The organism is Dysosmobacter sp. Sow4_B12, from assembly GCF_052116665.1.
In the GTDB taxonomy this organism is placed as follows: domain Bacteria; phylum Bacillota; class Clostridia; order Oscillospirales; family Oscillospiraceae; genus Oscillibacter.
This window is the reverse complement of record NZ_JBQKKR010000014.1, coordinates 39,293-64,806: the sequence shown is the minus strand read 5'-3', so window position 1 is coordinate 64,806 and position 25,514 is coordinate 39,293. Positions and strand designations below refer to the sequence as shown.

Genomic DNA, 25,514 nt, shown 5'->3' with positions numbered 1-25,514 from the left:
AGCGTCCGGGATAAAGTGAAGGGCGCCTTTGACGCAGGGGGAGTACGAGGGGGCGGGAGCCCCTTCGTGTGAGATCGGGTATTATGCAAAAAGCAGCCGGGAAGCGGCTGCTTTTTGTATAATCCGGGCAGAAAAGGCGGACACTACCTCCGAACAAATCCAATGAGGAGGTCCGATCCACTTGACTATGCAGACCATGAAGCGCACATTTGCCCTTGCACTGACGGCGGCGTTGCTGCTGAGCGTCAACGCCGGGGCCCTGTTCGGCAAAAAGAAAGCGCCCGCCGAGGCGGCGGAAGGGGCGCCCATCGCCCAGGAGATCACCATTTCCACCTATCGGGACATCCCCTGCAAGGCCCGGTTCCTGGCCACGGACAGCGAGGGGGAGGATATGACCTTCGCCGTGGCGGAGCAGCCCAGAAAGGGCAGCGTCACCATTGACGGAGCTGACTTCACCTACACCCCCGACGAGGGCGTCACCGGCGGAGACAGCTTCACCTACACCGCCACGGATTCCGCCGGCAACGTATCCCTGCCGGCCACTGTCACCGTCACCATTGACAAGACCCGCTCCGGCGTCACCTACGCCGACACCGCGGACAGCGCAGCCACTGCCGCCGCCCAGGACCTGGCGGAGCGGGGCGTGTTCACCGGCGCGAAGATCGGAGACACCTACTATTTTGAGCCGGAGAAAACCGTCTCCCGCAGTGAGTTTCTGGCCATGATCCTGGAGACCGCGGGGCGGGACGTGACTGCCGTCACCATGACCGGCTTCTGCGATGACGGTGCCATTCCCACCTGGGCCAAGGCCTACGCCGCCGCCGGCGTCACCGACGGCATCATCCGCGGCACCGCCACGGCGGAGGGCGTCGCATTCCGGGGAGAGGAGCCCATTACCTTCAACGAGGCCGCCACAGTGCTGAACCGGGTGCTGGACCTGGGGGATGTGGACCTTTCCGTGTGGTACGCCGACCGGGAGGCCGTCCCCTCCTGGGCTGCCCAGGCGGTGGCGAATATGGAGGCGGTCAGTGTACTGGCTGCGGGCAGCTTCGGCAGTGAGGCGATGTCCGACCAGGTGACACGGGCGGACGCCGCCCAGATGCTCAGCGCCGCGGGACGGCTGCTGGACGGGGAAAAGCCCGGTATTTTTGACTGGCTTGGATAAGGGGATCAACGCTCTCCCGGAAGACGGAAAACGCTTTCCGGGAGGGCGTTTTGCCGCAGCTTTTTGTAGTTGTATTCAAAACCGCTTTGTGCTAAACTAAATAAGATTATAATAGAATCAGTATGTGCAAATGCGCGCATCATGCGGAAGGGATATGAGCTGCAATGAAGATCGTTGTTTTGGCGGGAGGCCTGTCCACAGAGCGGGCGGTCTCCCTGGTAACAGGCACCTCTGTGTGCCGGGCCCTGCGGGAAAACGGCCACAGGGCCATTTTGGTGGACCTGTTCCTGGGATTGGAAGAAGTGCCCGGAGATCTGGACAGCTTGTTTGACGCGGAGGACGGCCTGTGCCCCGATGTGAAGATCGACACCCAGGCGCCGGACCTGGAGGCTGTCCGCAAAAGCCGGAAGGACCAGAGCCCCCGGCTGTTCGGCCCCAACGTGCTGGATCTGTGCCAGGCGGCGGATATTGTGTTTTTGGGCCTGCACGGCCAGGACGGCGAGGATGGCCGTGTCCAGGCCGCCTTTGACCTCTTGGGCGTACCGTACACCGGCGGAGGGTATCTGGCCTCCGGCCTGGCCATGGATAAGGCCATGACCAAGCGGATGATGGACTCCGCCGGCATCCCCACACCCAAATGGCAGCTGCTGGACTATACCCCGGCGGATGTGGACCGTCTGGCGGCGGAGCTGCCGATGCCCTGCGTGGTGAAGACCACCGGCGGCGGCTCCTCTCTGGGCGTCTTTTTGCCGGAGGACCGGACGGCGCTGCGGGAGGCTTTGCTGCAGGTGCTGCGGTTCAATGGCCGTGTCCTGGTGGAGGAGCGCATCTTCGGCCGGGAGCTGACAGTGGGCGTTTTGGGTGACCGGGCCCTGCCCGCTGTGGAGATCCTGCCTGCGGAAAAGGACTTTGACTATGCCGCCAAGTACCAAAACGGCGGTGCCCGGGAGATCTGCCCCGCTCCCATTACGGAAGGCCAGCAGGAGGAGATGGGCGCTCTGGCGCTGAAGCTCCACCGGACACTGGGGCTGGAGGTCTATTCCCGGACGGATTTCATCCTGGACAAAGAGGGCCGTCCCTGGTGCCTGGAGGTGAACTCCCTGCCCGGCATGACCGCCGCCAGCCTGGTGCCCAAGGAGGCCGCGGCCATCGGCATGAGCTACAACCAGCTGTGCGAGGAGATCGTGCAGCAGTCTTACCGCTTGAAGAGGAGAGGTTGACATATGCAGCCAATGACAGTCAAGGAGATCGCGTCCGCCGTAGGCGGCGTGTGGTGGAATCCCCGGGAGGACGCGCCGGAGGTGACCGCCGTCTGCACAGACAGCCGCCGGGTGGCGCCAGGCTGCCTGTTCCTCCCCTGGGTGGGTGAGAAGTTTGACGGCCACGATTTTATCGATACCGCCCTGGCGGCGGGAGCCGCCGGCTGCCTGTGTGCCCGGCTGCCCCGGGAGCTGCGGCCCGATAAGTTTTACATCAAGGTGGACGACACCCGGCTGGCCTTTAAGGCACTGGCCTCCGCCTACCGGGACCAATTCCACATTCCCTTCGTCCAGATCACCGGCAGCGTGGGCAAGACCACCACGAAAGAGATGATCGCCTCCGTGCTGGGAGCCAAGTACCGGACGCTGAAAACTCCGGAGAATTTCAATAATGACATCGGCACGCCCTTGACGCTGCTGGGCCTTGGGCCGGAGCACCAGGCGGCGGTCATTGAGACCGGCATGAACCACTTTGGGGAGATCCGCTATTTGGGAGAAATGGTGCGGCCGGACATTGCCGTCATCTCCAACATCGGCGACGCCCACATCGAATACCTGGGCAGCCGGGAGGGCATTCTCCAGGCCAAGTGCGAGATTTTGGAAAACCTAAAGGAAGGCGGCACCCTGGTCCTCAACGGCGACGACGCGCTGCTGAACACGGTGGAAAGCGGCTTTTCCACCATCCGCTGCGGCAAGTCGGAGCACTGTGACGTCCGGGTGACGGACATCGCGGACCACGGTGTGGAGGGCATCACCTGCAAGGTGGTCACGAAAAAGGGTATCTACGCCCTGTCCATTCCCGCCCCCGGAGAGCACATGGTCTACTCCGCCTCCATGGCGGTGGCCGTGGGCGAGGTGCTGGGTCTCAGCCATGAAGAGATCGTCCGGGGCGTGGCATCCTATGAGCCTGCCGGGTCCCGGATGCGGGTGGTCCGCCTGCCCCAGGGCCGCATCATCCTGGACGACTGCTACAACGCCAATCCCCAGTCTGTCACAGCGGCGCTGGAGGTGCTGGCCAAGACCGAGTGCGACCGAAAGGTGGCGGTCCTGGGCGACATGGGGGAGCTGGGCGCCTTGACGGACCAGGCCCATTACAACATGGGCGCCCTGGCGGCTATGCTGGGCATCGATTTTGTGGTGGCCATCGGCACGAAGGCCGCCAAAATCGCGGACGGCACCGCTCAAAGCGGCGGCGCTGTGCTGCATTTCGCAACGAAGGAGGAAGCGGCCGCCGAGCTTGCCCAGCAGCTGAGACCCCATACCGCCATGCTGGTGAAGGCGTCTCATGCCATGCACTTTGGCGAGCTGGTGGCAGAGCTTCAGCGGGGATATGATTGAGATTCAAGTAAACGGTCTGGTAAAGTCCTTTGAGGTGGGCCACAACGTGCTGGACGGGCTGACCTTTCAGATCGACCAGGGCGAGAGGGTGGGCCTGCTGGGGAAAAACGGCGCCGGAAAGTCCACCCTGTTCAAGATTTTGACCGGGGAGCTGGACTATGACGAGGGCACCGTCACTGTCGGCCAGGGCCGTAGGATGGGCCTCATCTCCCAAATTCCCGTCTATCCCGCCGGCTATACGGTGGAGGATGTGCTGCGGACGGCCTTTTCCCGCCTGCAGACCCTGGCGGAAGAGATGGAGACCCTGGCTGGCCGCATGGCGGCGGGGGACAGTGACCCCGCCGTGCTGCGGCGGTACGGCAAGCTGTCTGAAAAATTCGAGGCCTTCGGCGGCTACGACACGGATGTGGCCGTCAATAAGGTGGCCAACGGCCTGTCCATTTCCCGGGAAATGCGCAGCCAGCTCTTTGACAGCCTCTCCGGCGGTGAAAAGACCCGGGTGAACCTGGGCCGCCTCATTCTGGAGGATACGGACATTTTGCTGCTGGACGAGCCCACCAACCACCTGGACCTCCACGCCACGGAATGGCTGGAGGAGTATATCCGGGGCTTCAAGGGTACAGTGGTGGTCATCTCCCATGACCGTTATTTTCTGGACCGGATCGTCACCCGGGTCATCGAGATACTGGACGGCAGGGCGGAGTTTTACAGCGGCAATTACAGCTTTTACGCTGTGGAGAAAGAGCGCCGCTACCAAGAGCGGATGAAGCAGTACCAGAAGGAGCAGGCCAAGATCCAGCAGCTGGAAAAGGCCGCGGAGCAGCTGCGGCTGTGGGCCTTCCAGGGCATGGACAAGACGTACCGCCGCGCCATTTCCATGGAAAAGCGCATCGAGCGGATGCGTACCACCGCCAAACCCACCAAGGCCAAGAAGATGGACGCCCGCTTTTCCACCGCCGAGTTCCATGGCGACGAGGTGCTGGCCCTGCGGAATATCGCCAAGAGCTACGGGGACAAGCACCTGTTTGACGGCATCACGCTGAAGATCGAGGGGGGTGAGCGCATCGCCCTCATCGGCGACAACGGCACGGGAAAATCCACCCTTATCAAAATGATCATGGGAGAGCTGTATCCCGACGACGGCCGCATCCGGACAGGCCCCCAGGTGCGGGCGGCCTATCTGCCCCAGATCATCCACTTTGACCACCCGGACTGGAACCTGGTGGAGAACATGATGGCGGCGAAAAAGGGACTTTCCGCCCAGTCCGCCCGGAACCGGCTGGCGGCCTATGATTTTGCGGGGGAGGATGTGTTCAAGCCCGTGTCCGTCCTCTCCGGCGGCGAGCAGAGCCGCCTGCGGCTTTGCATGCTCATGGACGACGAGATCAACTTCCTCATTCTGGACGAGCCCACCAACCATCTGGACATCGCCTCCCGGGAGTGGATCGAGGAGGCGGTGGAGGCCTATGACGGCACGCTGTTGTTTGTCAGCCACGACCGCTATTTCATCAACCGCTTCGCCACCCGCATTTGGGAGTTGGCGGACGGCACCATCACCGACTATCCCATGGGCTTTGCCCAGTACCGGCAGATGAAAGCCCAGGAGGAAGCAAATAAGGAAGAAATGCCAAAGCCTGTAAAGGAAAAGACGGTGACAGAGCGGCCCCGCCCTGCCAACCGGGCCCAGCAGGCTGCCCGGCGGCAGCTGACCATCTGCGAGCGGGACATCGCCAAAACGGAGGAGCGCATAGCCGCGCTGGACGCGGACATGGAGGCCGCCGCCTGTGACTATGAAAAGCTCAACGCGCTGATGAAGGAAAAAGAGACTGTCCAGGCGGAATTGGACGCCTTGTACGAAAAGTGGGAGGCGCTGAGCCTGGAAGCCGGGGATTAACACTTCCCAAAAGAGGAGAGGCCTGTGACAAAGAGAGAAAAAGTCCTGTGGGTCCTGGCGGTGTTCCTGCTGCTCATATCCCTTTTGAGCCTGACCGTGGTGCCGGGCATCCGGTTCTCCGGCGTTTTGGCACTGGGGCTGGCGGGAGTGTGCCTCCTGGCGGTTTTCCTGGGCCGGTGGGCGGAAAAATCGAGGATCGGCAAGTGGTGTCAACGGATATTCCTTGTCGGACTTTCCACCGTATTTCTGTTGTTTTTGCTTGTGGAGGGATTGCTTTTATCCCACGGAGAGCGGGATAATTCCGCCCTGCCGGCAGACGCGGTCATTGTCCTGGGAGCCGGTGTCAACGGGGAGACCCCCTCCTTGATCCTCCGCAGCCGCATCGGCGCGGCGGCGGAGTACCTAAAGGCGCATCCGGACATCCCGGCGGTGCTTTCCGGCGGACAGGGAGACGGAGAGAACATCACCGAGGCGGAATGTATGCGCCGGGAGCTGACGGCCCTGGGAATTGACGAGAGCCGCCTCCTTTTGGAGGAGCGCTCCACCTCCACGGCGGAGAACTTCGCCTTTTCCAAAGAGGTGCTGCGGCAGGCGGGCGTTGACCCGGAAACGGCGGTGGTGGCGGTGGTCACCAACGATTTCCACTGCTTCCGTGCCCACCTCATCGCCCAGCGGCAGGGATTGACGGTCCTGGACATCCCGGCGGAGGTCCCCTGGCTGCTGCTGAACGCAAATTACTATGTCCGGGAGTTCTTCGCCCTGGGCAAGACCCTGATTTTTGATTGAGGAGAAGAAAATGAGCGACGTATTGTGTTTGTATTACTCCCGCTCCGGCAAGACCAAAAAGGCCATGCTGGAGGTGGCGGAGGCCCTGGACGCCGAGCTGGTGGAGATCCACGACGCCGTGGAGCGGGGCGGCTTCAAGGGCTGGCTCCGCTGCGGCATGGACGCCATGAAAAAGACCACCCAGCCCCTCTCCCATTTTGAGACGGAGAAGCGCCTCCAGGACTACCGGCTGGTCATCCTGGGTACACCTGTGTGGGCGGGCCGGTGCAGCAGCGTCATGCGGACTTTTTTGAAGGCTCATGGTCAAAAGCTGGAAAACGTGGCCTATGTGGTCACCCGCAGCAGCGACGGTAAAAACGAGGAGGTCTACGACCAGATGGACCTGTATACCGCTCAGCCTCACGGGGCGGCGGTGTCCCTGCGCAGCGGCTCCGTGGGTTATACCTTCTGGCAGGAGGAGTTTCTCCGCCAGGTGCGGGAGCTGTTGGCCCGGTAGCATAGCTCTTTTTCTGATTTTTAGGGAAGGAGCATGCCCATGCGGGAAAAACTAAAGGAGATCGCCCTGCGGTACGAGGACCTGCAGGCGCAGCTGGGCGACCCGGCGGTGTACGGGGACAGTGAGCGGCTGAAAGCCGTTACCCGGGAGCTGAAGGAGCTGGAGCCGGTGGTGACGGCCTGGCAGGCTCTGCAGAAGGCGGAGGCGGACCGGGAGTCGGCGGAGAGCCTGCTCCACGACCCGGATTTCCGGGAACTGGCCCAGGAGGAATACGCCGCCGCCAGGGAGGAATCGGAGCGGCTGGAGCAGGAGCTGAAGCGATTGCTGCTGCCCAAAGACCCCAGCGACAGCCGAAACGTGGTCATGGAGCTGCGGGGTGGCGTCGGCGGCGAGGAGGGGGCGCTGTTTGCCCACTCCCTTTTGCGGATGTACACCATGTACGCCCAGGCCAGGGACTGGAAACTGGATATCGTGAACCTCAATGAAACGGAGCTGGGCGGCGTGAAAGAGTGCAGCGTCCTCATTGAGGGTGAGGGCGCCTGGTCCCGGCTGAAATTTGAAAGCGGCGTCCACCGGGTCCAGCGGGTGCCGGAGACGGAGTCCGCCGGCCGGGTCCACACCAGCGCCGCCACCGTGGCGGTGCTGCCGGAGGCGGAGGAGGTGGAGCTCTCCATTGACCCCAAGGACCTGCAGATCGACACATACCGCGCTTCCGGCGCCGGCGGCCAGCACGTGAATAAAACAGAGTCCGCCATCCGCATCACCCACCTGCCCACGGGCCTTGTGGTGGAGTGCCAGGACGAGCGGAGCCAGTATAAGAACAAGGATAAGGCCATGAAGGTCCTGCGGTCCCGGCTCTATGAGATGGAGCGGGCCAAGCAGGACGCCGCCATCGCCGGGGCGCGGAAGAGCCAGGTGGGAAGCGGCGACCGCAGCGAGCGCATCCGCACCTACAATTTTCCCCAAGGCCGGGTGACGGACCACCGCATCGGCCTGACCCTCTATAAAATTGACGCCATCATGGACGGCGACCTGGACGAGCTGATCGATGCCCTGGTCACCGCTGACCAGGCGGAAAAGCTGAAAAGCGGGGAAGCGTAAATAAGAATGAACCGGGCCGCGGCCCGATGAAAGAGATAGAGGCGAAGTTATGCAGACATTGTATTTTGACCTGCGGGACACCAAGGGTCCCCAGAAGGGCATTGAGGAGAAGATCAGTGCCGCCGCCAAAATTTTGCGGGACGGAGGCCTTCTGGGCATCCCCACGGAGACGGTGTACGGCCTTGCGGCCAACGGCCTGGACGAAAAAGCCGTCAAGCGCATTTTCGAGGCCAAGGGCCGTCCCCAGGACAATCCACTCATTCTGACCATTCCCGGCCAGCAGTGGCTGCCCCGGTACTGCCGGGACATCCCGCCCCTGGCCTATGTGCTGGCCCGGAAGTTCTGGCCCGGTCCTCTGACCATGATCTTGAAGTGCCGGACGGATGTGGTGCCCGCCGTCATCACCGCCGGTCTTGACACCGTGGCCATGCGCTGCCCCGCCCACCCAGTTACCGCCGCCATTATCCGGGAGGCCGGCGTGCCTGTGGCGGCGCCCAGCGCCAACACCTCCGGCCGTCCCAGCTGCACCACGGCCCAGGACGTGCTGGAGGATATGGACGGCAAGATTGAGGGCGTGGTGGACGGCGGTCCCTGCTCCGTGGGTGTGGAGTCCACCATCCTGGACTTGACCTGCGATCCGCCCCGCCTGCTGCGTCCCGGCGGACTGCCCCTGGAGGATTTGGAGCGGCTCATCGGCCATATTGACGTGGACAAGGCCGTCACCCGTGCCCTGAGCGCCGGCGAGCAGCCCAAGGCCCCCGGCATGAAGTACCGCCACTACGCTCCCAAGGCGCCTGTGACGGTGGTTACCGGCGCACCGGACAAGTCCGCCCAGGAGATTTTGCGGCGGGTGAAGCCCGGTGACGGCGTCATCTGCTTTGATGAGTACGTCCACTTGTTTTCGGCCCAGGAGGTCCATTCCCTGGGCCCCAGCGCCGATAAGCTGGCCCATTCCCAGCGGGTGTTCGACGCCCTGCGGACCTTTGACAGCAGTGCCGTGAAGGAGATCTACGCCCAGTGCCCGGACAACCGCGGCCTGGGCCTGGCGGTGGGAAACCGGCTGAAAAAGGCCGCCGGCTTCCACATCATTGAGGCGGACAGCACTCAAGTGGTGGTGGGCATCACCGGCGGCACCGGCGCCGGCAAGACCAGCGCCCTGCGGGCCATTGAGTCTCTGGGCGGAAAGGTCATCGACTGTGACGCCGTGTACCACCGGATGCTGGAGAGCGACGAGGGCCTGCGCACCGCCATCCACACCACCTTCCCCGGCGTATTCAGCCTGGACGGCAAGCTGGACCGGAAGCGGCTGGGGGAGGAGGTCTTTGGCGACAAGGACCGCATGGCGCAGCTCAACAGCATCGTCTATCAGTTCATGAAGCCGGAGGTCAGCCACCTGCTGGCGGATGAGGATTACCGCCTGTTCGCCATCGACGCCATCAACTTGTTGGAAAGCGGCGTGGACCAGCTGTGTGACAAAACGGTGGCCATTACGTCGCCCTTGGAGCTGCGGGTCCGGCGCATCATGGCACGGGACAATATCCCGGAGCAGTATGCCCGCCTGCGCATCTCCGCCCAGAAGCCCGACGAGTATTACCGGGGCCGGTGCGACTTTGAACTGAATAACGGCGCCGACACGGCGGAGGCCTTTGAGGCGGAGGCCAAGGAATTTTTCGGACGCCTCGTGGAGACCATCAAGGAGGAAAAGGCACATGGAAACAAATGATATGAAGGAACTGAAGAAAAAGCTGTTTTCCACCCAGAAAAACGGCTATGACAAGGTCGGCGGCCAGGAGCTTTCCGCCATGGAGGACTACTGCCGGGACTATATGGCGTATCTGGACGCCGGCAAGACGGAGCGGCTGTGCGCCGCGGAGACTGTCCGCCTGGCGGAGGCCAGGGGCTACCGGCCCTTTGTCCGGGGCATGGCTGTGAAGCCCGGGGACAAGCTGTACCGCTGCAACCGGGGCAAGGCCGTCATGCTGGCCCATATCGGCGCCAAGGGTCTGGCGGAGGGCGTCCAAATCGCCGCCGCCCATATCGATTCTCCCCGGCTGGACCTAAAGCCCAATCCGCTGTATGAGGACAGCGAGCTGGCCTTTTTCAAGACCCACTACTACGGCGGCCTGCGCAAGTACCAGTGGGTGACCATTCCCCTGGAGCTCCACGGCGTGGTGGCGCTGAAGGACGGCACCGCGGTGCAGGTGAACATCGGCGCCGACAGGGGAGACCCCAAGCTGGTCATCACGGACCTGCTGCCCCACCTGGGCCAGGAGCAGGCTAAAAAGCCCCTGGCCAGCGCCATCCCCGCCGAGACGCTGAACCTTCTGCTGGGCAGCCGCCCCATCGGCGATGAGGAGGACACCGGACGGGTGAAGCTGGCGGTGATGAAGCTGCTGAACGAGAAGTACGGCATTACGGAGGACGACTTTACCTCTGCGGAGCTGGAGGCTGTCCCCGCCGTGAACGCCTGCGACATCGGCCTGGACCGCTCCATGATCGGTGCCTACGGCCACGATGACCGGGTCTGCGGCTACGCCGCCCTGCGGGCATTGCTGGACCTGGAGGGCACCCCTGCCAAGACCGCTGTCTGCATGCTGGCGGATAAGGAGGAGATCGGCTCCGACGGTGTGACGGGCATGCAGTCCGCGGCTTTCGACACGTTCCTGGAGGACCTGTGTGAGGCCCAGGGCGCCGCCCTGCGGGTGTGCTACGAGAACTCCTTCTGCCTCAGCGCCGATGTGACGGCGGCCTACGACCCCGATTTCGCCGAGGTGTATGAAAAGCGCAACGCCGCCTATCTGAACTACGGCATCGGCCTTTGCAAGTACACTGGCGCCCGGGGCAAGTCCGGCGCCTCCGACGCCGACGCGGAGACAGTGGCCTATGTCCGGGGCCTGCTGGACAGGGCGGGCGTGGTCTGGCAGATCGCGGAGCTGGGCAAGGTGGACGCCGGCGGCGGCGGCACCGTGGCCATGTATATGGCCAACCGCAACATCACCACGCTGGACGCCGGCGTGCCGGTGCTCAGCATGCACGCCCCCTTTGAGACAGTGGCAAAGCTGGACTGCTATGAGACCTATAAGGCCATGAAAGCGGTCTATGAGGCGGAAAAATAAAATGTTTGAGGGAAAAAAGCGCCTGGCGGTCCGCCGGGCGTTTTTTTCCTTCTTGGCATTTTGCCCACGATAGGCGGACAAAAGAACATAACTTTCCCTGTTTTCCCCAAAAGAAATTTTGACATTTCCGTTGCATGTGCGACTGTTTTTTGTTAAGATGAGCCATATGGAAAGACATTTGACCGTAGGAGGCAGACAAAATGGCAAGAGAGATCAAATATTATATCGTGGCGGCAGACGCTCTGCCGGAGATCTTCATCAAGGTGGCGGAGGCCAAGCGCATGATGCAGACCGGCGAGGTGGACACTGTGGGCGCGGCCACGAAGCTGGCCGGTATCAGCCGCAGTGCGTTCTATAAGTACAAGGACTCCGTCCAGCCCTTCAACGACATGAAGTCCGAGCATATCATCACCTTCTATGCCATGCTGAAGGACAATACCGGCGTATTGTCCCGGGTACTGGCGGTGTTCGCGTCCTCCGGCGCCAATATCCTCACCATCAACCAGAGTATTCCCACCAACGGCTGCGCGGCGGTGACCATCTCCGCGGAGACCTCCGAGATGGCGGAATCCCTGGAGCAGCTTTTGATGGATGTGGAGGGCCTGGAGGGTGTCGTGAAATTTGAGATCCTGGCAGGCTGATAAGAAGGAGCGTACAAATGATTCAGATCGCGATCATGGGTCTTGGCACGGTGGGCACCGGCGTTGCCAAAGTGGTGGCGGAAAATTCCCGGCAGATCGAGCGGAAGCTGGGAGAGCCGCTGCAGGTCAAGACCATTCTGGTCCGCCATTTTAAAGACGGTCCCTACCGCCAGCTGATGACGGATGATTTTAAAAAGATTGAAGAGGACGACAGCATCCGCGTGGTGGTGGAGACCATCGGCGGCGTGGGTGCGGCCTACGAGTATACGAAGCGGGCGCTGATGGCGGGCAAGCACGTGGTCACCGCCAATAAGCAGCTGGTGGCGGAAAAGGGCTACGAGCTGTTGGCTCTGGCTAAAAAGAAAAACGTCAACTACCTGTTTGAGGCCAGCGTGGGCGGAGGCATCCCCGTTCTGCATCCCTTGACCCAGTGCATGGCTGCCAACCGTATCGACGAGGTGTACGGCATCCTCAACGGAACCACGAATTATATTTTGACCCGCATGGTCCGCACCGGGGCCTTTTTCGCGGACGCCCTGCGGGAGGCCCAGGCCAAGGGCTATGCGGAGGCGGACCCCACCGCCGACATTGAGGGCATCGACGCCGGCCGCAAGACCTGTATCCTGGCGGACCTGGCCTTCGGGCACCAGGTGGACCCGGACAAAGTGCCCATGGAGGGCATTTCCAAGCTGTCCCTGCGGGATGTGAAGCTGGCGGAGCGGGCCGGCTACCGCATCAAGTTGCTGGGCCGGGCGGTGCGCCTGCCGGGGGGCGGACGGACGGCGTATGTGGCGCCGCACCTCATTCCCGAGGACAATCCCATCGCCAATGTGGAGGATGTATTCAACGCCGTGGTCATCCGTGGCAACGCCACCGGCGACGTTATGTTTTACGGCAAGGGCGCCGGCGAGATGCCCACCGCCTCCGCCTGCGTGGCGGATGTGATGGAGGCTCTGCAGGCCAGTCCCCGGCGGGAGGAGATCGGCTGGTCGCCGGATGCCGCGGGCTTTGAAGACCCGGCGGAGCTCCACACCCGGTATTACTTCCGCATTGAGGGGAGCTTGGCCGACGCGGCCATGAGCTTCGGACAGGTGGAGGTTTTGTCCGAGGACGGGGAGACGGCGTTTTTGACAGACCGCATCAGCGGCCTGGAGGCCCGGCAGCAGGCGGGGAACCTGCGGGTGCTGGCCTGTATGCGGGTCCTCCCGTAAGGCGGTACGGACCGGCGCTGTCCGGCGTATGATAGCAAGAACCAATCTGAGGCAAAGAAGGAAACACTATGAGTTTGATCGTACAAAAATTCGGCGGCAGCTCCGTGAGGGACGCGCAGCGCATCCGGAATGTCGCCGGTATCATCGCGGAGAAGTATCTGGAGGGAAATGACTTGATCGTGGTTCTCTCCGCCCAGGGAGACACCACGGATGAGCTCATCGCCAAGGCCCAGGAGATCAATCCCCACGCCTCCAAGCGGGAGATGGATATGCTGCTATCCACCGGAGAGCAGGTTTCCGTGGCGCTGTGCGCCATGGCGCTGGAGGCCATGGGCCTGCCCTGCGTGTCCTTGACGGCGTGGCAGGTGGGCATCCAGTCCACCGGCGTCCATTCCGACGCCCGCATCAAGCGGATCGATTCCGAACGCATCCAGGCGGAGCTGGACCAGCACCGCATCGTCATCGTCACCGGCTTCCAGGGCGTGGACCGGGTGGGCGATGTGACCACCCTGGGCCGGGGCGGCTCCGATACCAGCGCCGTGGCGCTGGCGGCGGCCTTCCGGGCAAAGCTCTGCCAGATCTACACGGATGTGGACGGCGTGTACACCACCGACCCCCGCATCGTGCCCAATGCCCGCAAGCTGGAGGAGATCACCTACGACGAGATGCTGGAGCTGGCATCCCAGGGCGCCCAGGTGCTCCACAACCGCAGCGTGGAGCTGGCGAAGAAGTTCAGAGTGAATTTGGAAGTCGTGTCCAGTCTGGAGCGTAAGCCCGGCACGAAAGTTAAGGAGGTCACCAAAGTGGAAAAAACCAACATTGCCGGCGTGGCAAAGGACGTCAGCATCGCCCGCATCGCTCTGGTGGGGCTGCAGCATAACCCCGGCGTCGCGTTCCAGGTCTTTGACCTGCTGAGCAAGCACAACATCAACGTGGACGTGATCCTGCAGTCCATTGGCCGTGAGGATACGAAGGATATTACCTTTACCGTCCACAAAAAGGACCTGGAGGAGGCGGAGACCGTCCTCAACGACCACAAGGAGGTCCTGAAATTCGACCATATCGAGTCTGATGAAGCCATCGGCAAGGTGTCCATCGTGGGCGCCGGCCTCATGAGCAACTGCGGCGTGGCCGCCAAGATGTTTGAGGCGCTGTACGAGGCGGGCATCAACATCCAGATGATCAACACCTCCGAGATCCGTGTTTCCGTTCTTTTGGACGAGGAGGATGTGAACAAGGCTGTGAAGGCCATTCACGCCAAGTTCTTTGACGAGCTGTAAACCGGCCGGTCCGGTCCAAACGGCGCAATGGGGCGCACTCCAAGGAGTGCGCCCTTTACTTAAAGCAGGGTTTGTGGTAAGATAAACCGATTTCTGAAAAAGGGCCGCAACCCCGCGGCACATCAAGGAGGAACACTATGAACGCCATCGTCACCGTCGTGGGCCAGGATAAGGTGGGCATCATTGCCGCCATCTGCATCCTGCTGTCCGAGTACAACGTCAACATTCTGGACATCTCCCAGACCATTCTCCAGGGTGCTTTCACCATGGTCATGGCCGTAGATGTCAGTAAGTCCACCGCCACCATCGGCGAGCTGGGCACCGCCCTGGCGGAGCTGGGCGGGAAGATGGACCTGTCCATCCGCATCCAGCGGGAGGAGATCTTCGACGCCATGCACCGCATTTAAAGGGGAGGGGAGACCATGCTCAATCAAAAGGAGATCCTCTCCACCATCGAAATGATCGACCAGCAGCACCTGGACATCCGCACCATCACCATGGGCATCTCGCTGCTCAGCTGCTGCGACCCGGACCCGAAGCGGGCCTGCGATAAAATCTACGACAAGATCACCCGCTACGCGGAAAAGCTGGTGAAAACCGGCGAGGACATCGAGCGGGAGTTCGGCATTCCCATCGTCAACAAGCGCATCTCCGTCACGCCCATGGCCCTGGTAGCCGGTGCCAGCGAGACGGAGGATTACGTACCCTTCGCCCATGCCATGGACCGGGCCGCTGCCGCCTGTGGCGTCAACTTCATCGGCGGCTATTCCGCCCTGGTCCAGAAGGGCATGACCCTGGCGGACGAAAAGCTCATCCGCTCTATCCCGGAGGCCTTGGCCTCTACCAGCTATGTCTGCTCCTCCGTCAATGTGGGCTCCACCAAGGCGGGCATCAATATGGACGCGGTTGCTCTCATGGGCCGGATCATCAAGGAGATCGCCCAGGCCACGGCGGACCAGGATGGCCTTGGCTGCTCCAAGCTGGTGGTGTTCTGCAATGCTGTGGAGGACAATCCCTTCATGGCCGGTGCCTTCCACGGTGTGGGTGAAGCGGAGAAGGTTATCAACGTGGGCGTCTCCGGCCCCGGTGTGGTCCACCACGCTCTCCAGGCCGTGAAGGGTCAGCCCTTCGACGTGGTGGCGGAGACTGTCAAAAAGACCGCCTTCCGCATCACCCGCATGGGCCAGCTGGTGGCCCGGGAGGCCAGCAGCCGGTTGGACACGCCCTTCGGCATCGTGGATCTGAGTCTGGCTCCAACTCCCGCCGTGGGCGACAGCGTTGCCCGCATCCTGGAGGAGATGGGCCTGGAAGTCTGCGGCACCCACGGCACCACAGCGGCTTTGGCCATGCTGAACGATGCCGTGAAAAAGGGCGGCGTTATGGCGTCCTCCTCTGTGGGTGGCTTGTCCGGCGCCTTTATCCCCGTCAGTGAGGACGAGGGCATGATCGCCGCCGCCCGCAGCGGCGTGCTGTGCCTTGACAAGCTGGAGGCCATGACCTGCGTGTGCTCTGTGGGCCTGGATATGATCGCTGTCCCCGGCGATACCTCCGCCGAGACCCTGGCGGCCATTATCGCCGACGAGGCGGCCATCGGCATGGTCAACTGCAAGACCACCGCTGTCCGGTTGATCCCCGCTCCCGGCAAGACCGTGGGTGACACGGTGGAGATCGGCGGCTTGTTCGGCAGTGCTCCCGTCATGCCGGTGCATCCGGAGTCCAGCGCCGCGTTCATCGCCCGGGGAGGCCGTATCCCCGCACCCCTGCACAGCTTGAAGAACTGAAAATAAGCGCCTGCAAAGCAGGCGCTTATTTTTTGCCTGCCGGCAGGGCCGCACGCTTGAAACCAGGAAATGTCTCGATACTACTTGACAAGAAAATGAAAGCATGCTATTTTTTTAAAAAGAAAGGAGACGGCAGAATGCATCCACAGGATTCCTGCGGTGGGCTCATCAAGCAGATCCACGACGCGCTGGAGCGCAACGCCAACAACGCCATGCGGCCCATGGGAATGACGATGGCGCAGTTCGGCGTTCTGCTGGCTCTGCACTGCGAAGAGGGCGGAACGCTTCCCTTGAAGTCTCTGGAGCAGTCGCTGCGGGTGGCGCAGTCCACAGCGGCGGGCATTACGGTCCGGCTGGAACAGAAGGGATTTGTAGAGAGCTTTGGAGACCCGGCGGACCGCCGGGTAAAGCTGGTCCGCATTACGGCGGCGGGCGAGGCGTGCTGCCGGCAGGCGGAAAAAAACATGGCCCAGACAGAAACGGAGCTTCTCTCCGGACTGACGGAGGCCGAGCGGGGTATCCTGCTGGTGCTGCTGCGAAAGGTACGGGATACTTTGCAATAAAATGTCCGCTCACAGGCGGACATTTTATAGGTCGAATTAATAGCATGATATTAATAGCGTAGTATTAAATTTAGAAAGGCATACTGAAAAAGGAACAAACTATGAATGAAAAACAGTCCATGGACATTTTTGAAAAGGCACCTGTCTCCACGGCGGTGCTGAAAAACGCGGTGCCCGCCATGGCGGCCATGCTGATGGTGCTGGTGTACAACCTGGCGGATACATTTTTTATCGGCCAGACCCATGACGACCTGCAGGTAGCGGCGGTATCTCTGGCCACGCCGGTCTTTTTGATCTTCATGTCGGTGGGAACTGTTTTCGGCATCGGCGGCACCTCGGTCATCTCCCGGGCCATGGGGGAGGGACGACCAGAGTATGCCAAACGGGTCTGCTCCTTCTGCATGTGGAGCTGTGTGGCCGTGGGACTGGTGATGTCCGCACTGTTCCTCATTTTCATGGACCAGATCCTGTGGCTGGTGGGCGCCAGCGCGGATACCTGGCACTTCGCCAGGACGGATCTCACCATTGTGTCACTGTCCGGACCCTTTGTGCTTATTGCCAACTGCTATTCCAATGTCATCCGGGCAGAGGGACGCTCCGGCACGGCCATGATGGGACAACTCCTGGGCAATCTTTTGAATGTGGTGTTGGACCCCATTATGATCCTGGCCTTCGGTTGGGAGATCGCCGGCGCGGCCATTGCCACCGTCATCGGCAACGTGGTGGGCGCGGGCTACTACATTCTCTACTTCCTGCGGGGAAAATCCACCCTCAGCATCCATCCGCGGGACTTTCAAGCAGGAGAGAAGGTGTGCACCGGAGTGCTGGCCATCGGCATCCCGGCCTCCCTGGGCTCCTTGCTGATGAGCGTTTCCCAGATCGTGGTCAATGCCCGGATGACCGCTTACGGCGATATGGCGGTGGCAGGCATCGGCGTTGCCATGAAGGTGACCATGATGACCGGCATGATCTGCATTGGCTTTGGCCAGGGCATCCAACCGCTGATCGGATACTGTGTGGGCGCGGGGCTTTGGGAGCGGCTGAAAGCATCCATGCGGTTTTCTCACAGACCCGGCGGCGTTTGGATACGCGGTGGCTTTTGCCTGCATCCTGCTGACCACCAGTTGCCTTTTCGGCGTGTTTTATGTGCTGGGCAGTGCCTTACAGGCCATGGGCGCCGCTACGGCGGCTTTGGTCGTCAATCTCAGCCGGCAGGGCATCATTTACATTCCTGCGCTGTTTTTGCTGGAGGCACTGCTGGGTATGAACGGCCTTTTGTGGGCCCAGCCGGCGGCGGACATACTGTCCACCGCTTTGGTGGCCGTGCTGTATATCCGCACCAGCCGCCGGATGATGGCGGCCCAGGGAACATACAAAAAGGCAGGCGGTGCCTGCCTTTTCCTTATTCTGAAAACCTTGCCTTGTCCCGGTCAATCTGCTTTTGATAGCGGTCTGCCTCGGAAAACACACAGCCGCAGTACTTCTGCATATAGAAGCCCAGCTCCCGGGCCCTTTGATTCCCAGCCCGGAAATTGGGGCGGAAATCCCGGTACAAAAATTCCACGCCGTACTGCCTGGCGTATTTTTCCGCCGCCCGGATGATCCCCTCGTGGTCCTGGTAAAGGCTTGCCAGCAGGGTGGTGGTAAAGTGGGTGAAGCCGTGCTCAGCAGCGTAACGGGCCGTGCCCTCGATGCGGTGCTCATAGCAGTAGGCGCAGCGGTGGTCGATGTCTCCCGCCACATGCTCCACGAACTGCCGCAGGCCGTAATCCTCCCGGACCCGCACCTCCATGCCGATGGTGGGGGCGTATTCCAGCAGGCAGTCCCGCCGGGCCTGGTATTCCTTCCAGGGGTGGATGTTGGGGTTGTACCAAAAGGCCACCGGCTCAATGCCCTCGGCCCTAAGGGGGTCGATACAGCTGAGAGAGCACGGTGCACAGCAGCAGTGGAGCAAAACGGTATCCATAGGGGTCGACCTCGTTTTCATTCTAAAGTGGGACAAGTATATCATAAGATTGGATAAATGAAAAGCATCAAAGATTTTTAACAAATTCTTTACAGCCTTCGGTGGGATTTCCAATTGCACATTCTGTCGAAAAAGAGTAAGATACGAACTAATGTGGTATCGTATCGGGTACGGGCTGAAAAGGGCACGTAACCGTTTTCCTGAAGGAGGCATGACTTTGAAAGTAGGACTTGACGTGGGGTCCACCACCATTAAATGCGTGGTTCTGGACGACGCGGACCAAATCGTTTACAGTACATATGAGCGGCACTTCAGCCACATCCTGGAAAAATCCGAGGAGCTGCTGCGGCGGGTGGCGGAGCGGTATGTGCCCGGCGGACGGGCGCTGTGCGCCATTTCCGGCTCTGCCGGCATGGGTATGGCGGAGAGCGTGCATGTTCCCTTCGTGCAGGAGGTGTTCGCCACCCGGGTGGCCGCCAACCGTCTGGTGCCCGGCTCCGATGTCATCATCGAGCTGGGCGGTGAGGACGCCAAGATCCTCTTCCTCACCGGCGGCACGGAGGTGCGGATGAACGGCTCCTGCGCTGGCGGCACCGGCGCCTTCATTGACCAGATGGCAACCTTGCTGAAAATGACCGCTGACGAGATGGACGCCGCCGCCCAGCGGGCCGAAAAGACGTACACCATCGCCTCCCGCTGCGGCGTGTTCGCCAAGAGCGATGTGCAGCCTCTCATCAACCAGGGCGCCAAGGCGGAGGACATCTCCGCCAGTATTTACCAGGCGGTGGTAAACCAGACCATCGCGGGCCTGGCCCAGGGCCGGCCCATCCGCGGAAATGTTTTGTACCTGGGCGGGCCGCTGACCTTCTCCCGCTGCCTGCGCGCCAGCTTTGACAAGACCCTGGGGGTGAAGGGCACCTGCCCGGAGAACAGCTTGCTGTTCGTGGCCCTGGGCGCCGCTTTTTACTCCGACCAGGAGTTTGACCTGCGGGAGGTGGCGGACCAGCTGCAGCTCCACGGCGCGGCGGAGACCTACCGCTCTCAGCCGCCTCTGTTTGAAAGCCGGGAGGAATACGAGGCCTTCCTTGCCCGCCACGCCAAGGCCACGGTGCCCCGTGTGCCCTTCGGCCCGGACTATGCCGCTCCGGTGCACATCGGCATCGACTCCGGCTCCACTACTGTGAAGCTGGTGGTCATCGACCAGGAGGCCCGCATCCTCTTTACGGATTACCGGCCCAACCTGGGCAATCCCGTTCCCCTCATCCGGGAGGTGCTGCAAAAGCTGTATGACGAGCATCCGGCCCTCCATGTGGCCTCCGTCACCACCACCGGCTACGGCGAGGACCTGGCCAAGGCCGCCTTCCACGCTGATTACGGCGTGGTGGAGACCGTGGCCCATTTCACCGCCGCCCGCCACTTCCTGCCCAACGTGGATTTCATCATCGACATCGGCGGCCAGGACATGAAGTGCTTCAAGATCGAGGACGGTGCCATCAGCAATATCTTCCTCAACGAGGCCTGTTCCTCCGGCTGCGGCAGCTTCCTCCAGACCTTTGCCCAGGCGCTGGGCTATGATGTGAAGGAGTTTGCCGCTCTGGGCCTGTTCGCGGACCGGCCTGTGGACCTGGGCAGCCGCTGCACGGTTTTCATGAACTCCAGCGTGAAGCAGGCCCAGAAGGACGGCGCCACCATTGAGAACATCTCCGCCGGCCTTTCTATCTCCGTGGTGAAAAACGCCATTTACAAGGTCATCCGCGCCGCCTCTCCCGAGGAGCTGGGGCGGAACATCGTGGTCCAGGGCGGCACGTTTTACAACGAAGCCGTCCTCCGGGCCTTTGAGAAGGAAATGGGCGTGGAGGTCATCCGACCGGACATCGCCGGCCTTATGGGCGCCTTCGGCGCGGCCCTGTACGGCCGGGGCAAGGCGTCTGCCAATCAGACCAGCTCGCTCCTGGGCCGGGAGGGCCTGGCATCCTTCCGTCAGGAGAACCGCAGCGAGGTCTGCGGCCGCTGCGGCAACAACTGCCAGCTGACCATCAACACCTTCGCCGATGGTTCCACGTTCATCAGCGGCAACCGCTGTGACCGGCCTGTCACCGGCAAGGCGGACACCGGGGAGGGGAACCTGTACGCCTACAAGCGCAAGCTGATTCTGGACTATAAGCCCAGCCCCGGCAAGCGGGGCAAGATCGGCATCCCCCTGTGCCTAAACATGTGGGAGCTGCTGCCTTTCTGGCACACGTTTTTCACAAAGCTTGGCTTTGCCGTGTACCACAGCCCCCTCTCCAGCCGGGACCTGTATCTGAAGGGCCAGGGCACCATCCCCAGTGACACCGCCTGCTTCCCGGCCAAGCTGGCCCACGGCCACATCCAGTTCCTCTCCAAGCTGGGGTTGGACGCTATCTTCTATCCCTGCATGACCTACAACCTGGACGAGGGATTGGGGGACAACCACTATAACTGCCCCGTGGTGGCCTATTATCCGGAGGTCATTGCCGGCAACTGCCCGGAGGTAAAGGAGACCAAGTTCATCTACGACTACGTTGGCCTCCACCGTCCCAAGGACTTTACCAAGAAGATTTTCACCATTCTGCGGGGCTACTTCCCGGACATCTCCAAAAAAGAGGTCCAGGAGGCGGCTGACACCGCCTACGCCGAGTATGCCCACCATATGTCCCTCATCCGGAAGGAGGGGGAGCGCATCATGGAGCAGGCCCGGGGGTCAGGCCGCCGCATCATCGTGCTGGCGGGCCGTCCCTACCACGTGGACCCAGAGGTGAACCACGGCATCGATACCCTCATCACCCGTGCCGGCGCGGCGGTGGTGACGGAGGACTCCATCTCCAACCGGGTGGAGAAATTCCCCACCACGGTGCTGAACCAGTGGACCTACCACGCCCGACTGTACGCGGCGGCCAAGTACTGCTGCCAGCACCACGATATGGACCTGGTACAGCTGGTGAGCTTCGGCTGCGGCGTGGATGCCATCACCTCCGATGAGACGAGAGAGATTTTGCAGGCTGGCGGCAAGCTGTATACCCAGCTGAAGATCGATGAGATCACCAACCTGGGCGCCGTGCGCATCCGCCTGCGGAGCCTGTTCGCCGCTCTGGATGAGCAGGACGAAAAGCGAAAGGAGGCGTGAGGCATGGAGCTGGAATTTCAGAACTATCCCAAATTCACCCCGGAGATGAAAACGACCCACAAGATCCTCATCCCCAACATGGCTCCCGTGCAGTTCCGCATCCTGGCCGCCGCCATGGAGCAGGCGGGCTACCAGTGCGAGCTGCTGGAAAACTGCGGCAGCCAGGTGTGTGAGCTGGGCCTCAAGTACGTCCACAACGATACCTGCTATCCGGCGCTGCTGGTCATCGGCCAGTTCCTGGATGCTCTGGGCTCCGGGAAATACGACCTGGACCACACCGCCCTCATCATCACCCAGACCGGCGGCGGCTGCCGGGCCTCCAACTATATCCACCTGCTGCGCAAGGCCCTGGTAAAGGCCGGGTATCCCCAGGTGCCGGTGGTGAGCCTAAACTTCTCCGGCCTGGAGAAGGACTCCGGCTTCCCCATGACGCTGCCTTTCATGCGTAAGCTCCTGGCGGTCATCTACTACGGCGACCTGCTGGTGGCTCTGCGCGCCCAGACGGAGCCTTACGAGATTGAAAAGGGCGCCGCGGCTGCCTGCCAGGAAAAGTGGCTGGACACCATCTGCGGCTGGGTCCGGGCGGACAAGGGTTGGTCCGGCCGGGAGGTGAAAGCCGCCATGCCCAAGATCGCGGCGGATTTCGCATCCATCCCCGTCCACCGTGTACCCAAGGTGAAGGTCGGCGTGGTGGGCGAGATCTATGTGAAATACTCACCCCTAGGCAACAACGACCTGGAAAAGTTCCTGGCCACCCAGGACTGCGAGGTGAACCTGCCGGGCCTTATGGGCTTTGTGCAGTACTGTATTTACAATCTCTCCGACAACGCCCGGCTGTACGGCGGAACTTTCCTGGAAAAACATGTCTCCGACGTGCTGCTGGCCTTTATCGAGAGCATGGAAAAGGTAATGATCGCCGTTCTGAAGGACAACGGCTACCACGCGCCTCTGCCCTTTAAGGAGCTGGTGAAGCTGACGGAAGGCCTCATCTCCACCGGCGACAAGATGGGTGAGGGTTGGCTCCTCACCGCTGAGATGGCGGAGCTCATCCGGGCGGGATATGAGAATATCATCTGTGCCCAGCCCTTTGGGTGCCTGCCCAACCACATCTGCGGCAAGGGCATGATCAACAAGCTCCGGGAGCTGTATCCCCAGGCCAACATCACCCCCATCGACTATGACCCCAGCGCCACCCGCGTCAACCAGGAAAACCGCATCAAGCTGATGCTGGCAGTGGCCCGGGAGCGTCTGGCGGAGCGGCAGCGGGAGGATGGAGGCGATCCCGATACCGCCTCCACTGAAGAAGCAGTGCCGGTATGAAAGTCCTGGTATTGATGGGCAGTCCCCGGAAGGGCGGCAACACCGCCGCGCTGCTGGCGCCCTTTTGCGAAGAGCTGCGTTCCGCCGGGGCGGAGACGGAGACTGTCTGGCTCTATGACCGGGACATTCGTCCCTGCCTTGCCTGCCGCCGGTGCCAGGAGGACTGGACGGCGTTTGGCTGCGGCCAGCAGGACGATGTACAGGAACTTTTTGACAAGGTTCTGGAGAGTGACTGCGTCGTTCTGGCGACACCCATCTATGCCTGGTACTGCACGCCGCCCATGAAGGCCCTGCTGGACCGGCTGGTGTACGGCATGAATAAGTTCTACGGCGCAAAGAAGGGCCCATCTCTGTGGCAGGGGAAGGCCATGGCCCTGCTTATGACCTGCGGCTACCGGCCGGAGAAGGGCTGCGACCTTTTTGAAGAGGGCATGCGCCGCTACTGCAAGCACGCAGGCCTGCGGTATCTGGGCAGCCATGCCGAGCGGCACCTGGGCTATGACTCCGTGTTCATGGACCCGGACAAGGAGGCCCGGACCCGGGCCTTTGCCCGTCAGCTGCTGCAAACGGTTTGATAACAGGAGAAGGGACTGCTTCCAAGAAGCAGTCCCTTCTTGTCCCTCTTCCGCCGGAAATGATTGACGAATCCTTCATTTCAGAGGTATAATAACATGATTTACTATATACACGGAGGAGCAGCTTATGTGGATCGCGGAGAAATGGCAGGACTATGAGCTTCTGGACTGCGGCGGGGGCGAGAAGCTGGAGCGTTGGGACAAGCAGTTCCTGGTGCGGCCGGACCCCCAGGCCATCTGGGAGACGCCCCATAAAAATCCCGCCTGGAAACGGGCAAACGCCCGGTATCTCCGCTCCCAGACCGGCGGCGGCCACTGGGAGAAAAAAGCCCTGCCGGAGAGCTGGCAGGTCCACTACGGGGAGCTGACCTTCCAGGTAAAGCCCATGAACTTCAAGCACACGGGCCTGTTCCCGGAGCAGGCGGTGAACTGGGACTTTGTCATGGACAAGATCCGCAATGCCGGCCGGCCCATCCGGGTGCTGAACCTGTTTGCCTACACCGGCGGCGCCACGGTGGCCTGCGCCAAGGCCGGCGCCAGCGTGTGCCACGTGGACGCGGCCAAGGGCATGGTGGCCTGGGCCAAGGACAACGCCCGCCTCTCCGGCCTGGCCGACGCGCCCATCCGCTGGATCGTGGATGACTGCGCCAAGTTTGTGGAGCGGGAGATCCGCCGGGGCAAGACCTACGACGCCATCATCATGGACCCGCCCAGCTACGGACGGGGCCCCGGCGGCGAAGTGTGGAAGCTGGAAGAGAACCTGTACCCCTTCGTGAAGCTGTGTGCCGGCGTGCTGTCGGACAAGCCCCTGTTCGTCCTTATCAACTCCTACACCACAGGCCTGGCCCCCTCGGTGCTGGGGTATCTTCTGAATATTCTGGTGGCGGAGAAATACGGCGGACACTGCACATGGGATGAGCTGGGCCTTCCCGTGACAGAGACCGGACTGGCCCTGCCCTGCGGCGCCACGGGCCGGTGGTTCAGCGAATAACAGGAAAAGAGAAGCTTATGGCAACGATGATCAAAACGGAAAATTTGAAATATGCCTACCCGGCGGAGGAGGGGGAGAAGCAGACTCTTGCCTTGCGGGGTGTGGACCTTCGCATTGAGAAGGGCTCCTTCGTAGTGGTGCTGGGCCACAACGGCTCCGGCAAATCCACCCTGGCCAAGACCTTCAACGGTGTGCTGCTGCCGGCAGGCGGCCGGGTGTATGTGGAAGATATGGATACCTGCGACGAAAACCTGCTGCTGGCGATCCGCCAGCGGGTGGGTATGGTGTTCCAGAACCCGGATAACCAGATCGTGGCAAACGTGGTGGAGGAGGATGTGGCCTTTGCTCCGGAGAACCTGGGCGTTCCCACGGAGGAGATCCGAAAGCGGGTGGACGAGGCTTTGAAGGCCGTTGGCATGAGCGAGTTCGTCCGTCACGCGCCCCATCTGCTCTCCGGCGGCCAGAAGCAGCGCATCGCCATTGCCGGCGTCATTGCCATGGAGCCGGCGTGCATCGTGCTGGACGAGGCCACCGCCATGCTGGACCCCATCGGCAGGCAGGAGGTGCTGTCCACCGTCCACCGGCTGAACCGGGAGAAGGGCATCACCGTGGTGCTCATCACCCACCATATGAACGAGGCGGAGGAAGCGGACCGCGTCATCGTCATGGACGACGGCGTGGTGGCTATGGACGGAAGCCCCCGGCAGGTATTCACCCAGGTGGACGCCCTGCGCTCCATGGGACTGACGGTGCCGGATACCGTGGACCTGCTGGACCGGCTGCGGAAGGACGGAATGGATGTGCCTCTGGACGCCTTGACCGTGGACGACTGCGCCGGCGCCATTGCCGCCGCCCTCCGGGCAAACTGACAGGAAGGACGTAAACG

22 protein-coding genes are annotated in these 25,514 nt (G+C 61.8%); 21 read left to right on the top strand and 1 reads right to left on the bottom strand.

Annotated elements, in window-relative coordinates:
• Window positions 1-187: 187 nt before the first annotated feature.
• From ACTQ4R_RS11245 to ACTQ4R_RS11170, 16 genes are all read left to right on the top strand, one after another.
• On the top strand, window positions 188-1,165 hold the full coding sequence (locus ACTQ4R_RS11245) for an Ig-like domain-containing protein (RefSeq protein ID WP_441628713.1): 978 nt from the start codon (window positions 188-190) through the stop codon (window positions 1,163-1,165).
• 164 nt (window positions 1,166-1,329) lie between these two features.
• Window positions 1,330-2,385, top strand: coding sequence for a D-alanine--D-alanine ligase family protein (locus ACTQ4R_RS11240; protein WP_441628707.1), 1,056 nt, complete (start codon window positions 1,330-1,332; stop codon window positions 2,383-2,385).
• Between the two features lie 3 nt (window positions 2,386-2,388).
• Window positions 2,389-3,762 carry a UDP-N-acetylmuramoyl-tripeptide--D-alanyl-D-alanine ligase gene (locus tag ACTQ4R_RS11235; protein ID WP_441628705.1) on the top strand — a complete coding sequence of 458 codons (1,374 nt, stop codon included), beginning with the start codon at window positions 2,389-2,391 and terminating at the stop codon, window positions 3,760-3,762.
• Complete coding sequence (locus ACTQ4R_RS11230) at window positions 3,755-5,656, top strand: ABC-F family ATP-binding cassette domain-containing protein (protein WP_441628703.1); 1,902 nt, start codon at window positions 3,755-3,757, stop codon at window positions 5,654-5,656. Before ACTQ4R_RS11235 ends, ACTQ4R_RS11230 begins: the two co-directional genes overlap by 8 nt.
• A 24-nt stretch (window positions 5,657-5,680) precedes the next feature.
• Window positions 5,681-6,442 carry a YdcF family protein gene (locus ACTQ4R_RS11225; RefSeq protein WP_441628701.1) on the top strand — a complete coding sequence of 254 codons (762 nt, stop codon included), beginning with the start codon at window positions 5,681-5,683 and terminating at the stop codon, window positions 6,440-6,442.
• A 10-nt stretch (window positions 6,443-6,452) separates the two neighbouring features.
• Window positions 6,453-6,938 (top strand): flavodoxin family protein, encoded by a 486-nt coding sequence (locus ACTQ4R_RS11220; protein ID WP_441628699.1) that lies wholly within the window; start codon window positions 6,453-6,455, stop codon window positions 6,936-6,938.
• 39 nt (window positions 6,939-6,977) lie between these two features.
• Window positions 6,978-8,039 carry a peptide chain release factor 1 gene (prfA, locus tag ACTQ4R_RS11215; RefSeq protein ID WP_441628697.1) on the top strand — a complete coding sequence of 354 codons (1,062 nt, stop codon included), beginning with the start codon at window positions 6,978-6,980 and terminating at the stop codon, window positions 8,037-8,039.
• 49 nt (window positions 8,040-8,088) lie between these two features.
• A complete protein-coding gene (locus ACTQ4R_RS11210) occupies window positions 8,089-9,762 on the top strand; it encodes an L-threonylcarbamoyladenylate synthase (RefSeq protein ID WP_441628695.1) in 1,674 nt (557 codons plus the stop codon).
• Window positions 9,749-11,155, top strand: a complete 1,407-nt coding sequence (locus ACTQ4R_RS11205) for an aminopeptidase (protein WP_441628693.1) — start codon at window positions 9,749-9,751, stop codon at window positions 11,153-11,155. Before ACTQ4R_RS11210 ends, ACTQ4R_RS11205 begins: the two co-directional genes overlap by 14 nt.
• Before the next feature lie 200 nt (window positions 11,156-11,355).
• Entirely contained in the window at window positions 11,356-11,796 is a 441-nt protein-coding gene (locus ACTQ4R_RS11200; RefSeq protein WP_441628691.1) for an ACT domain-containing protein, read from the top strand.
• 17 nt (window positions 11,797-11,813) lie between these two features.
• Window positions 11,814-13,007 carry a homoserine dehydrogenase gene (locus tag ACTQ4R_RS11195; protein WP_441628689.1) on the top strand — a complete coding sequence of 398 codons (1,194 nt, stop codon included), beginning with the start codon at window positions 11,814-11,816 and terminating at the stop codon, window positions 13,005-13,007.
• Between the two features lie 68 nt (window positions 13,008-13,075).
• Complete coding sequence (locus ACTQ4R_RS11190) at window positions 13,076-14,287, top strand: aspartate kinase (RefSeq protein ID WP_441628687.1); 1,212 nt, start codon at window positions 13,076-13,078, stop codon at window positions 14,285-14,287.
• Between the two features lie 137 nt (window positions 14,288-14,424).
• Window positions 14,425-14,694 (top strand): ACT domain-containing protein, encoded by a 270-nt coding sequence (locus ACTQ4R_RS11185; protein WP_441628685.1) that lies wholly within the window; start codon window positions 14,425-14,427, stop codon window positions 14,692-14,694.
• 15 nt (window positions 14,695-14,709) lie between these two features.
• Window positions 14,710-16,068, top strand: a complete 1,359-nt coding sequence (locus ACTQ4R_RS11180) for a PFL family protein (protein WP_441628683.1) — start codon at window positions 14,710-14,712, stop codon at window positions 16,066-16,068.
• A 137-nt stretch (window positions 16,069-16,205) separates the two neighbouring features.
• Window positions 16,206-16,631: a MarR family winged helix-turn-helix transcriptional regulator gene (locus ACTQ4R_RS11175; protein WP_441628681.1), complete on the top strand. Its 426-nt coding sequence runs from the start codon at window positions 16,206-16,208 to the stop codon at window positions 16,629-16,631.
• A gap of 101 nt (window positions 16,632-16,732) precedes the next feature.
• Window positions 16,733-18,076, top strand: a complete 1,344-nt coding sequence (locus tag ACTQ4R_RS11170) for an MATE family efflux transporter (protein ID WP_441628679.1) — start codon at window positions 16,733-16,735, stop codon at window positions 18,074-18,076.
• Here the strand turns inward: ACTQ4R_RS11170 and ACTQ4R_RS11165 are convergent.
• Window positions 18,034-18,597: an epoxyqueuosine reductase QueH gene (locus ACTQ4R_RS11165; protein ID WP_441628677.1), complete on the bottom strand. Its 564-nt coding sequence runs from the start codon at window positions 18,595-18,597 to the stop codon at window positions 18,034-18,036. The genes ACTQ4R_RS11170 and ACTQ4R_RS11165 overlap by 43 nt on opposite strands.
• Before the next feature lie 217 nt (window positions 18,598-18,814).
• Between ACTQ4R_RS11165 and ACTQ4R_RS11160 the strand changes: the two genes are divergently transcribed.
• From ACTQ4R_RS11160 to ACTQ4R_RS11140, 5 genes are all read left to right on the top strand, one after another.
• The gene (locus ACTQ4R_RS11160; protein ID WP_441628675.1) at window positions 18,815-21,742 is read left to right on the top strand and encodes an acyl-CoA dehydratase activase; all 2,928 of its coding nucleotides are present in this window, start codon (window positions 18,815-18,817) and stop codon (window positions 21,740-21,742) included.
• Window positions 21,743-21,751: 9 nt separating this feature from the next.
• Window positions 21,752-23,062: a 2-hydroxyglutaryl-CoA dehydratase gene (locus ACTQ4R_RS11155; protein WP_441628711.1), complete on the top strand. Its 1,311-nt coding sequence runs from the start codon at window positions 21,752-21,754 to the stop codon at window positions 23,060-23,062.
• The gene (locus tag ACTQ4R_RS11150) at window positions 23,059-23,637 is read left to right on the top strand and encodes a flavodoxin family protein (protein WP_441628673.1); all 579 of its coding nucleotides are present in this window, start codon (window positions 23,059-23,061) and stop codon (window positions 23,635-23,637) included. The genes ACTQ4R_RS11155 and ACTQ4R_RS11150 overlap by 4 nt, the downstream gene beginning before the upstream one ends.
• Before the next feature lie 127 nt (window positions 23,638-23,764).
• Entirely contained in the window at window positions 23,765-24,628 is an 864-nt protein-coding gene (locus ACTQ4R_RS11145; RefSeq protein WP_441628671.1) for a class I SAM-dependent methyltransferase, read from the top strand.
• Window positions 24,629-24,645: 17 nt separating this feature from the next.
• Window positions 24,646-25,497 carry an energy-coupling factor transporter ATPase gene (locus ACTQ4R_RS11140; protein WP_441628670.1) on the top strand — a complete coding sequence of 284 codons (852 nt, stop codon included), beginning with the start codon at window positions 24,646-24,648 and terminating at the stop codon, window positions 25,495-25,497.
• The last annotated feature ends 17 nt before the right edge of the window (window positions 25,498-25,514 follow it).

Excerpts from the sequence above, each read along its gene's own strand:
- ACTQ4R_RS11245 (WP_441628713.1), top strand. The coding sequence starts at position 188 with ATGCAGACCATGAAGCGCACATTTGCCCTTGCACTGACGGCGGCGTTG.
- ACTQ4R_RS11240 (WP_441628707.1), top strand. The coding sequence starts at position 1,330 with ATGAAGATCGTTGTTTTGGCGGGAGGCCTGTCCACAGAGCGGGCGGTC.
- ACTQ4R_RS11235 (WP_441628705.1), top strand. The coding sequence starts at position 2,389 with ATGCAGCCAATGACAGTCAAGGAGATCGCGTCCGCCGTAGGCGGCGTG.
- ACTQ4R_RS11230 (WP_441628703.1), top strand. The coding sequence starts at position 3,755 with ATGATTGAGATTCAAGTAAACGGTCTGGTAAAGTCCTTTGAGGTGGGC.
- ACTQ4R_RS11220 (WP_441628699.1), top strand. The coding sequence starts at position 6,453 with ATGAGCGACGTATTGTGTTTGTATTACTCCCGCTCCGGCAAGACCAAA.
- prfA (WP_441628697.1), top strand. The coding sequence starts at position 6,978 with ATGCGGGAAAAACTAAAGGAGATCGCCCTGCGGTACGAGGACCTGCAG.
- ACTQ4R_RS11210 (WP_441628695.1), top strand. The coding sequence starts at position 8,089 with ATGCAGACATTGTATTTTGACCTGCGGGACACCAAGGGTCCCCAGAAG.
- ACTQ4R_RS11205 (WP_441628693.1), top strand. The coding sequence starts at position 9,749 with ATGGAAACAAATGATATGAAGGAACTGAAGAAAAAGCTGTTTTCCACC.
- ACTQ4R_RS11200 (WP_441628691.1), top strand. The coding sequence starts at position 11,356 with ATGGCAAGAGAGATCAAATATTATATCGTGGCGGCAGACGCTCTGCCG.
- ACTQ4R_RS11195 (WP_441628689.1), top strand. The coding sequence starts at position 11,814 with ATGATTCAGATCGCGATCATGGGTCTTGGCACGGTGGGCACCGGCGTT.
- ACTQ4R_RS11190 (WP_441628687.1), top strand. The coding sequence starts at position 13,076 with ATGAGTTTGATCGTACAAAAATTCGGCGGCAGCTCCGTGAGGGACGCG.
- ACTQ4R_RS11185 (WP_441628685.1), top strand. The coding sequence starts at position 14,425 with ATGAACGCCATCGTCACCGTCGTGGGCCAGGATAAGGTGGGCATCATT.
- ACTQ4R_RS11180 (WP_441628683.1), top strand. The coding sequence starts at position 14,710 with ATGCTCAATCAAAAGGAGATCCTCTCCACCATCGAAATGATCGACCAG.
- ACTQ4R_RS11175 (WP_441628681.1), top strand. The coding sequence starts at position 16,206 with ATGCATCCACAGGATTCCTGCGGTGGGCTCATCAAGCAGATCCACGAC.
- ACTQ4R_RS11170 (WP_441628679.1), top strand. The coding sequence starts at position 16,733 with ATGAATGAAAAACAGTCCATGGACATTTTTGAAAAGGCACCTGTCTCC.
- ACTQ4R_RS11165 (WP_441628677.1), bottom strand. The coding sequence starts at position 18,597 with ATGGATACCGTTTTGCTCCACTGCTGCTGTGCACCGTGCTCTCTCAGC.
- ACTQ4R_RS11150 (WP_441628673.1), top strand. The coding sequence starts at position 23,059 with ATGAAAGTCCTGGTATTGATGGGCAGTCCCCGGAAGGGCGGCAACACC.
- ACTQ4R_RS11145 (WP_441628671.1), top strand. The coding sequence starts at position 23,765 with ATGTGGATCGCGGAGAAATGGCAGGACTATGAGCTTCTGGACTGCGGC.
- ACTQ4R_RS11140 (WP_441628670.1), top strand. The coding sequence starts at position 24,646 with ATGGCAACGATGATCAAAACGGAAAATTTGAAATATGCCTACCCGGCG.